The organism is Longimicrobiaceae bacterium (assembly GCA_035696245.1).
Classification (GTDB): Bacteria; Gemmatimonadota; Gemmatimonadetes; order Longimicrobiales; family Longimicrobiaceae; genus DASRQW01.
This window is the reverse complement of the sequence record DASRQW010000185.1, coordinates 1-9,063: the sequence shown is the minus strand read 5'-3', so window position 1 is coordinate 9,063 and position 9,063 is coordinate 1. Positions and strand designations below refer to the sequence as shown.

Sequence of the window (9,063 nt, the reverse complement as noted above, 5' to 3'; positions counted from 1 at the left end):
CACATGGTCCACCACCGCGCGCAGCTGGCGGTCTACTTCCGCCTGCTGAACGTGCCGGTGCCGCCCATGTACGGCCCCACCGCCGACGAGCAGATGTAGCCATGCCTCCCCGTCCGGCGCCTCCCGCGGCGCCGGACGGGGCGCGTATCTGCCGCAGTCCCCGCCTTCCGCGCAGCCGAACCTTGCCCGCACCCGACGCATTCCCCGCCGTCTTCCAGGAGCTGCGCGCGATCCTCGCGCCGTACGCGGACCGGTTCACGGTCACGCGCGACGGGCCGGATGCGTACTCGCTAAACGTGGCGCATTCCCCGAAGTTCAGGAAGCCGCTGCTCTTCGGCTCCGCCGTGATCAACCGGAGCTACGTCAGCTTCCACCTCTTCCCCGTCTACGCGTGCCCAGCCCTGCTTGCGGCCGTCTCGCCGGAGCTGCGGGCGCGCATGCAGGGCAAGGCGTGCTTCAACTTCAAGGCGCCGCTCGGTGGCCTGCGCGACCAGCTCGCGGACCTCACCCGCCGCGGCTTCGAGCGCTTCCAGTCCGATGGGATCATGTGAGGCGGCGCGATGCACGGCGCCTGAACATGTCGCGCTGCGGTGCACGGTAGATGGCGTTCCGGCTTGCGCAGTGGATGGAGCGCGAGCGGGCAGACCGCGGCGTCCGCCTGGGCGCCGCCGCAGGGCTGGTGCTCGGCCTCACGTCGCTGGTGCTCGCCGCGTGGGCGTACGCCAGCCTCGGCTCCGTGGACCGCCTGAGCCTGGCCGAGGCGGCCGTCCTGCTGCCGCTCAGCTACGGTGTCCACCGCCGCAGCCGCGCCGCAGCCATCCTCATGCTCGCGTACTTCCTCGCCTCACGCCTCGCCACCATGCTCGACGCCGCAAAGCCCGTGGGCTGGTTATGGATGCTGGTCTTCGGGGCCCTCTTCGCCGCGGGCGTCCGCGGCACCATCGCCCACCACCGCCTCACCCGCACGTCCGACGTACGGAAGCCGCCGCTGGAAGACGACGGTCCAGCACACGAATGAGGCTCGGGAGATGCGCGGAAGCCCATCTCCCGAACCACGTTGCGCGCCCGCCGCCGTCCGGCTGGCGCGCTTCTTTCGTCCCGCCGGGAGGTGGATGTTCCCGACCCCACGTACGAGGATCCCGCCGATGGCACTGCCGAGACGCCGGCCCGAGCTTCCGCCCGATCCCACGCGCGACCGTCTGGTGCACGTGCGCCGCGGGCTGTTCCGCCTCCACAAGGCGCTCATCGACTCCGAGCGCGCGGCCTACGAGGCGCAGCACGGCGCCAGGTCCAGCGGCCAGTTCCTCCAGGCGCTGCTGGGCGACCCGTACTTCGAGTGGCTACAGCCGTTCTCCGGCCTGATCGTGCGCATCGACGAAGCGCTCGCCTCGCGCGACGCGCCGCTGACGGATGAGAGCGCCCGCGGTTTCATCGAAGAGGTCCGTACCCTCGTCGTTCCCGCAGACGAGGAGACGGCCGGACGCTTCGAGGAGGTCCGCCGCCGCGACCCCGGCGTCCTCATCGCCGACCTTGAACTGAACGGCCGCCTCACCGACCTCGACAACCTCCCGTAGCCTTCCACTCCTGACCGATGGTCGGCAACACGCCGACGCCTCTGGAGGTAGGGGTGCGATTCATCGCATCCGCCCTCTCCGGGCAGGGAGACACTCGCGAATCGGCGTAACGACCACCATCTCCGGAGCGCCATCATACGGTGCGGCCAGCATCGCCCTGGCGGCTAAAGCCGCGGGCTACGACGGCACGAAGCCCACCGCCGTGGGCTGCTACCGATGGTCCGAGCCGCTTCGGTGAGACTCCGCGACCGCACGCCGATCTACCCGGATTCGTTTATCGAACGAGACCGGCGGGGAAACACGCCAATCCGTGCTCCCCGCCGTTTTTTGGTCTTCCGCCGTTCATCTACCTTAACGAGGTCTGTTCCGGCGGATTCGCCCTACTCGTCGTCCTCGCCGAGCATCATGCGGCGGTAGGATTCGTAGCGCCCGGCGTCGATGGTGCCGGCGTCCACCGCCTGGCGGATCGCGCAGCCGGGCTCGTGGATGTGCGTGCAGCTCGTCGTGTAGCGGCAGGTGCCCATCAGCGCCGCGAACTCCGGGAAGCGGAAGTCCAGGTCGTCCAGGTCCACGTCCCACAGCCCGACCTCGCGCAGCCCCGGCGTGTCGGCCACATATCCGCCGCACTCCAGCGGGATCAGCTGCGCGGTGACCGTGGTGTGCCGGCCCTTGTTCACCGCCTCGCTCACCGCGGCGACGCGCAGCCCCAGCCCCGGCTGCACCGCGTTGAGCAGGCTGGACTTGCCCACGCCAGACGGCCCCGCCAGCGCCGACAGCCGCCCGCAGATGGCGTCACGCACCGAATCGACCCCCAGCCCCTGCTTGGCCGCCGTGTACAGCACCGGGTAACCCGCCACCTCGTAGGGCCGGAAGAGCGCACGCGCCTCGGCCTCGCCGGAGACGTCGAGCTTGTTGACCACGATCACGGCCTCCAGGTCGCTCGCCTCGCAGATCACCAGGAAGCGGTCCAGCATGCGCAGGTGCGGCGCGGGCTTGGCGGCCGAGAAGACGATGAGCACCTGGTCCACGTTCGCCACGATCACCTTGGCTCGCGGCGCCTTGCCCGGCGCCTTGCGGGCCAGCACCGTCCGCCGCTCCGCCACGGACTCGATGGTCCACGCCGTCTCCGGCCCGGCGTCGTCGCGCGCTACCTCCACGCGGTCCCCCACCACCACCTTGTCGCCCAGGCGCGACTCGCGCTTCAGCCGGCCGCGCAGCGACGCCTCCATCACGCCCTCTTCCGTCTCCACCTCGTACACGCCGCCCAGCGCGCGCAGCACGGTGCCGCTCAGCACGGGCGCCCCCGGGAACGGAAAAGCGAAAGGCACCCCTCCGGTGGGAAGGGTGCCTCCGTGCCCATCTGGCGGAAAGCCATCACGCGGCGGCGAACGACGCCAGCGCGTCGCCCATCTCGCCCTCGCGCAGGCGCTTGAGCGCGCGGTCGCGCAGCTGGCGGATGCGCTCGCGCGTGACGCCCAGGATGTCGCCGATCTCCTCCAGCGTGTGCTCGCGGCCGCCCTCCAGGCCGAAGTACAGCTTGAGGACCTTGGCGTCACGCGGCTGGAGCGTGTCGAGCGCGCGGTCGATCCGCTCGCTCAGCAGGCGCTCCTCCACCTCGTCCTCGGTCATGATCGCCTCGTCGGCGATGAACCGGTCCATCAGCTGCGAGTCGTCGCTGTCGCCGATGGGGGCGTCCAGCCGGATCTCGGCCGCGTTCAGCGTCTGCAGGCTCTCCACGATCTCGGGCGACAGGCCCGTGGCCTCGGACAGCTCCTGCGGGCTGGGGTCGCGGCGGAGCTCCTGCTTCAGGCGCTCGCGCTCGCGGAAGATCTTGGCGAGGTCGCTGGCGCGGTTCAGCGGCACGCGCACCGAGCGGCCCTGATTCGCCAGCGCCGACAGGATCGCCTGGCGGATCCACCACACCGCGTACGAGATGAACTTCACGCCCTGGTCCGGGTCGAACTTCCGCGCGGCCGTGACCAGGCCCACGTTGCCCTCCTGGATCAGGTCCGAGAGGGAGACGCCGCGGTTCTGGTACTTCTTGGCGACGCTGATCACGAAGCGCAGGTTGGCGCGCACCAGCTCCTGCACGGCCGTCTCGTCGCCCGCGCGCGCCAGCCGGCCCAGCTCGAACTCCTGGTTGCCGTTGAGCAGCGCGTGCGTGCTGACTTCCTTCAGGTATTGGTCAAGGCTCGACTGGTCCTCGGACGCGACGCCGAAGCCCGCGTCGAGGCCCCCGGCCCCCCGCTTCCGCCGCTTCCCGGTCTTGCGTGCTGTCGTAGCCATAGTGGTATTCGTCACTTCCGTGGAAACGGAACCCCGCGTGGCACCCCATGGCGCCGCGGGGCGAATCTCGTGCATCCTGCAAAAGCTCTGCCTGGAAAACGAACCGCCCGGCGCGGTGAAGCGGCCGGGCGGGACAGCAAGCGCGTGCGTGCGCGCCGCTATTCCCGCCTCGTCCAAGCCTGGGCCGCCCGTGCCGACGCCGAGCCCAGCCGTGCCCGCATGGGGCCGTGCATGGGATACGCCGCGCCGTGCAGAGCGAAAGACATTCCAGGCCGGGTGAAAGGTTTGCGGTGCCGGTCCCGGAGGCGGGATCGTGAAGGGCGCACATATTAGCCCGTGCACCCCCCGGCGTCAAGCTTCGCGAGCGGCCCGTGCGGGGCCGTGCGGTGCGCCGTCCGTCCATCTCCCCGGGCGCGCCCGCACATGGGAGTACCACCCCTGCCGGGCAAGGTTCCACCCCATTCCGAAGATGCACGGAGGCGCCGCGCGAGGCGGATTCCGCGCCCCGTTTTCAGCTCCGCGGGCGGCGGCGGGCGAGGCGAACCTCGCGGCGGGCGCGGCCCTTCTCGTACCGCCGGCGCTCGTCCGGCGTCTGCGGGTCGATGGGGGGCACAGGCGCGGGGCGGCCGTTCTCGTCCAGCGCCACGAAGGTGGCGTAGCAGGTGTTGGTGTGGCGTTCCTGGCCGGTGATCGGGTTCTGGGCGAACACCTTCACCCCGATCTCCATGCTGGTGGTGCCCGTGAAGTTCACGGACGCATGCGCGATCACCAGCTCGCCGATGTAGATGGGCTCGTTGAACTCCACCTCGTCCATGCTCTTGGTCACCACCGGCCGCCCCGCGTGCTTCATGGCGCAGAACGCCGCCGCGCGGTCTATGAAGCCCAGCAGCACGCCGCCGAACAGCGTGCCCGCCACGTTCTGGCTCTGCGGCTCCGCCAGGTCCGCGAACGTCACCTGCGACACCCTCACCGGCCGCGGCACCTTGGGGTCCGGCGGCGGGTTCTTCAGATATATCTCCACGGGTCGGATCATCGTCTCGTCTCTTCATCTTCTCGTGTGCGCCGCGGGCCCTCCCCGCAACGGGCGGGGAAGATGGCGCATCGGCCCCGCGGGTGCCAGGGAGCGCGGGTCACGAAGGCGTACGGGAGATGCGCGGCCGCCGTCGCGTCTCCCCGGAACCGGCCGCCCGCTTGCCCTGCCCCCATCTTCGGAGTAGCCTCCACGTCGCTCATGTCCGGGCTGAAACGCCGGCCACTCGCCACGCGGAGTACCCAGGTGCAGGGTTTCTCGATGGTCCTCACCCGCCTCTTCGCCGCGGCCTCGCTCCTCCTCGGCGGTGCGGCGCCGGCTCCGCCCGCCCCGAGCCGAGATCCGGTCGCAGCGCAGGTTGCCGTCATCCGCCATCTGCTCGACACCGACTCCGACCTGGAGCAGTGGCGAACGCTCTACGCACTCTGCGTCGGTGTGGGCCCATTCTTCCACCCGCACGATGCCGATGCGCGGCTCCTCGCGGAGCTTGCGGCGCCGGGCCTCACCATCCTTCCACGCTCGCAGTGCAAGCCGGACCTGTCGGGGGCGTACGTGGTCGCCACCCATCGTCCCGCCCTGCTCATCTACGTAGCTCCGCTGGCGCTTGCGCACGACGGTTGGACGGCCGATGTCGCCTGGTACCGTGGCGGCCGGAGCGCGAAGGGCTACTCCTGCACCATCCCCGACGCCGGCAAGGGCCCAGTGGCCTGCCAGCTCGACCGGATTTCGTGAGAACGCGAATGCGCACGCCGCGGAGGAACGGAACGCACGGACCCTTGCTCGTAGTAGGTAGATGCGCCGTGCTTACCGGGTGCCTGCTGGCGGCCACGCTCGCTACGGCTGCGTGCTCGGGACACGACCGGCCCGCGCGCGCCGCGGGGAAGCCGGCAGAGGTGCGCGACTTCATGTCCGCGGTCGCGGTGGCGATGAAAGCGTATCGGAAGGAGGACCCGTCCGCCCTCCGTGAACCACTGCGCGCTACTTGGGTGCACGCACCGGACAGCGCATTCGTAGTCGCCGTGGGCCGCGCTGACCCCAACACGGTCGGCGGCGGGATGAGCATCCTCGTACGCCGTGACGGATCGACCAAGATTCTGGAGATAAGCCAGTAGGGCGCCGCGCAGCACGGCCCGCCGCCCTACCTCACCACGTCAAAACGACCTTGCCGAACGTCTCGTTCGTTTCGAGGCGGCGGTGCGCGTCCGCGATCTTCGCGAAGGGGAACACGGAGTCCACCACCGGGCGGATGCGCTCGGACGAGAGGAGCGGGATGACGCTCTTCGAGAACTCGCGCGCCAGGGCGATCTTCTCCTCCAGCGGGCGTGAGCGCAGCACGGTGCCGTACATGTGGATGCGACGCCGGAGCAGCAGTCCCAGGTCGATCTGCGCCGTCGATCCGCCGGTGGTGCCCACCACGATGATGCGTCCCCGCAGCGCCAGCACGCGCAGGCTGGTCTCCAGCAGCTTGCCGCCCACCAGGTCGACCACCGCGTGCACGCCGCTGCCGTAGGTGGCCTGGTTCACCGCCTCGGCCACGTCCTCGCGGCTGCTGTCGATGCCCACCTCCAGCCCCAGCTCCTCGGCGCGGGCCAGCTTCTCCGGCGTGCGCGAGGTGCCCAGCACCATCGCTCCGGCGGCGCGCGCGAGCTGCACCGCCGCCGTGCCCACGCCGCTGCCGGCTGCGTGGATCAGCACGCGCTCGCCCATCTTCACGTCGAGCTGGCTGAACAGCGCGTCGTACGCGGTGAGGAACGCCTCGGGGATCGCCGCGGCCTGCTCGTACGAGAGGTTCTGGGGGATGCGGATGCCCTCGCGCTCGTGCAGCGTGACGTACTCCGCGTGGCCGCCGCCGCCCACGATGCCCATCACCCGGTTGCCCACGGCCCACAGCCCGGCGCCCTCGCCCACCGCGGCCACCTCGCCGGCGAACTCCATCCCCGGCACATCCGCGGGCGCCCCCGGCGGCGCGGGATACGAGCCGCGGCGCTGGAGCAGGTCCGCGCGGTTGAGCGCGGAGGCGTGCACGCGCACCAGGATCTCGCCCGGGCGCGGCTCGGGCGTGGGGCGGTCCTGCTCGGCAAGCACCTCGGGCCCGCCGGGGCGGGTGATGACGATGGCTTTCATGGCCTGTATGGTCGGGAGGCTCAGCGGGCCCTCTCCCCCGCTCGTTCCTCGCTGCCCCCTCTCCCAAAACTGCCTGGGAGAGGGGGCGGTTCGTCGGCGGGTGGGACGTCGGCCCAGTTCGATGTGTTCATGTCGAGCGCGTCGGAAGATGGATATCGTGCTCCCATCTATCCAAGCTGTGCGTCACTGCTGCGTGCTTGTGGCGCGGTCGCGGAGGAACGATTCCAGGCCGCGGACGTGGGCGTCGGCCAGGCGGTCCAGGAACTCCGGGTCGCGCAGGGCATTCTCCTGGTCCGGGAACATCATGAACAGCGACTCGGTGAGCACCGCAGGCATCCACGTGGGGCGGCCCAGGGCGATGTTCTGGAACTTGGCGCCCAGGTCGGGGATGCGCGTCACGCCCACGATCTCGCGGTCCAGCGCGCGCGCCAGGTCCAGCGACTGCGGGTGGAAGTACAGCGTGCTCGTGCCGTGGTTGGTGAACGGGTTCGTGCCCTCGGCGAACGCGTTGTTGTGGACGGAGAGCAGGATGTCCGCGTCGTTCCGGACCGCCAGCGTGACGCGGGCGCCCAGCTCGGCCGTGCTGTTGGTGCTGCTCACGAGCGTCTGGCCGGTGGTGCGCGTCATGATCACCTCGGCGCCGCGGGCGCGCAGCTTGTCCGCGAGCCGCAGGGCCAGGGCGAGGTTCGCTTCGGCCTCCGTCAGCGCCGTGGGGCCGATGGCGCCGCCCGGCGGGTGACCGGGGTCCAGCACCAGCCGGATCCCGCGCAGCGGCTGGTTCGCGTCGATACGCGGCGGGCGGCGCAGGCGCAGCACCAGCGTCCCATCTGCCTCGTAAAACACCTTGTAGCCCCACACCGGCTGGGCGAGCTGCACGTCCAGCCGCGTATCTCCCTGCGCGTCCGTGCCCCACGACGCGCCCCGCAGCATCGCATCTCCCGAGACGTTCGGCGTGCCACCGCCCGCCACGCCGTACAGCGTGACCGACGCCGTCGCACCGTCGGTGGAGACGAGGAACGGGGCGCCACTCACCGGCACCCGCACGTCCACCCACCGGCTGGACGGGCGGATGGAAACGGCGCCGGCCGTCATCGGCTGCGCGGGCGCGGGGTCGCCTAGAGTGACCAGCGTGTCGGACACCCAGGCGGACGTCGCGGCGTCCAGCCGCAGCTCCACCATGTGGCCCAGCCGGCTCACGGCCACGGCGCGAGTCCCGCGCGGCAGCAGCCACTTGCGGTCCAGGTCGGTGGTCGCGGCAGGGAACGCGGGCGCCACGTCGGACCCCGTCGCCAGCGTGTCGGAGACGAAGCGCCCCGAGATGGTGGCAGCCAGCGGCTGGGGGAACATGGGCCGGGGGGGTACCGCGGGCCTCGGCGTCACGGCGGCGGCGGGCTGCGAGGGCTCTGCCGCGCCGGTGTCAGCCGGGGCGGGAACGGCGGGCGCCGACGGTGCGGGCGGCGCGGGCTTGAACGACGCCATCACCCGCGCGGTCTCGCTGCCGCGCTGGGCCACGAGGTCGAACGCGCCGTTGGGCGGCACGGCCACGAAGGCCAGGAACGCGCCGTTGGGCGCCACCTGCACCGGCGTACCGTTGATGGTGAGCGTGGCGCCGCCGCTGCCCACGCTGCCGAACACGAAGGTGCTGTCCACGCGCGGAAGCGGGTCGGCCGCGGTGGGGTGCACCACGCGGATGGCGAGCGGGCCCTCCACGCGCGGCACGGGCGGGACGCCCAGCCCGCGAGCGGGCTCCGGCGCGGTGGCGGGCCGCGGGTTGCAGGCGGCCATGCCCAGCACGGCGAGCGCGGCAGCCGCGCGCAGCAGACGATCAGGATTCACGTCGACCTCTCCTCGTGGTCTTCCATCTCCCGGTTCCAGCCGCGTCGCCAGCGCGCGGCGAGCGCCGCCGCATTTGCAAGGTGCGCGCCCCGCCCGCGCACCACGTTCCCCACGTGCCGCGACGTGCGGACCCGGCTGCCGCGCCGCGGCAACCGGACGAGTGTTTCGAGACGATTCAGGGCCGCTCTCAGCCGGGGAGCGGCCCTGCACTTC

10 protein-coding genes are annotated in these 9,063 nt (G+C 71.3%); 5 read left to right on the top strand and 5 right to left on the bottom strand.

Annotation, left to right across the window (positions count from 1 at the left end):
- Nucleotides 1-182: 182 nt before the first annotated feature.
- The 3 genes from VFE05_08855 to VFE05_08845 all read left to right on the top strand — a co-directional run bounded on the left by VFE05_08855 (nucleotide 183) and on the right by VFE05_08845 (nucleotide 1,574).
- Nucleotides 183-551 (top strand): hypothetical protein, encoded by a 369-nt coding sequence (locus tag VFE05_08855; protein ID HET6230166.1) that lies wholly within the window; start codon nucleotides 183-185, stop codon nucleotides 549-551.
- A 50-nt stretch (nucleotides 552-601) separates the two neighbouring features.
- Nucleotides 602-1,018 carry a hypothetical protein gene (locus tag VFE05_08850; GenBank protein HET6230165.1) on the top strand — a complete coding sequence of 139 codons (417 nt, stop codon included), beginning with the start codon at nucleotides 602-604 and terminating at the stop codon, nucleotides 1,016-1,018.
- Nucleotides 1,019-1,145: 127 nt separating this feature from the next.
- Nucleotides 1,146-1,574 (top strand): hypothetical protein, encoded by a 429-nt coding sequence (locus VFE05_08845; protein HET6230164.1) that lies wholly within the window; start codon nucleotides 1,146-1,148, stop codon nucleotides 1,572-1,574.
- Nucleotides 1,575-1,954: 380 nt separating this feature from the next.
- Here the strand turns inward: VFE05_08845 and rsgA are convergent, their stop codons facing one another.
- The 3 genes from rsgA to VFE05_08830 all read right to left on the bottom strand — a co-directional run bounded on the left by rsgA (nucleotide 1,955) and on the right by VFE05_08830 (nucleotide 4,893).
- Nucleotides 1,955-2,902 carry a ribosome small subunit-dependent GTPase A gene (gene rsgA, locus VFE05_08840; protein ID HET6230163.1) on the bottom strand — a complete coding sequence of 316 codons (948 nt, stop codon included), beginning with the start codon at nucleotides 2,900-2,902 and terminating at the stop codon, nucleotides 1,955-1,957.
- A 46-nt stretch (nucleotides 2,903-2,948) separates the two neighbouring features.
- Nucleotides 2,949-3,860 carry an RNA polymerase sigma factor RpoD/SigA gene (locus VFE05_08835; protein HET6230162.1) on the bottom strand — a complete coding sequence of 304 codons (912 nt, stop codon included), beginning with the start codon at nucleotides 3,858-3,860 and terminating at the stop codon, nucleotides 2,949-2,951.
- A gap of 511 nt (nucleotides 3,861-4,371) precedes the next feature.
- Nucleotides 4,372-4,893, bottom strand: coding sequence for an acyl-CoA thioesterase (locus VFE05_08830; protein HET6230161.1), 522 nt, complete (start codon nucleotides 4,891-4,893; stop codon nucleotides 4,372-4,374).
- 243 nt (nucleotides 4,894-5,136) lie between these two features.
- Between VFE05_08830 and VFE05_08825 the strand changes: the two genes are divergently transcribed.
- Both VFE05_08825 and VFE05_08820 read left to right on the top strand, forming a co-directional pair.
- Nucleotides 5,137-5,622, top strand: coding sequence for a hypothetical protein (locus tag VFE05_08825; protein ID HET6230160.1), 486 nt, complete (start codon nucleotides 5,137-5,139; stop codon nucleotides 5,620-5,622).
- A gap of 68 nt (nucleotides 5,623-5,690) precedes the next feature.
- On the top strand, nucleotides 5,691-6,002 hold the full coding sequence (locus tag VFE05_08820; protein ID HET6230159.1) for a hypothetical protein: 312 nt from the start codon (nucleotides 5,691-5,693) through the stop codon (nucleotides 6,000-6,002).
- Nucleotides 6,003-6,033: 31 nt separating this feature from the next.
- Here the strand turns inward: VFE05_08820 and VFE05_08815 are convergent, their stop codons facing one another.
- Nucleotides 6,034-7,014 (bottom strand): NAD(P)H-quinone oxidoreductase, encoded by a 981-nt coding sequence (locus VFE05_08815; GenBank protein ID HET6230158.1) that lies wholly within the window; start codon nucleotides 7,012-7,014, stop codon nucleotides 6,034-6,036.
- A 183-nt stretch (nucleotides 7,015-7,197) separates the two neighbouring features.
- Entirely contained in the window at nucleotides 7,198-8,850 is a 1,653-nt protein-coding gene (locus VFE05_08810; GenBank protein HET6230157.1) for an N-acetylmuramoyl-L-alanine amidase, read from the bottom strand.
- Between the last annotated feature and the right edge of the window lie 213 nt (nucleotides 8,851-9,063).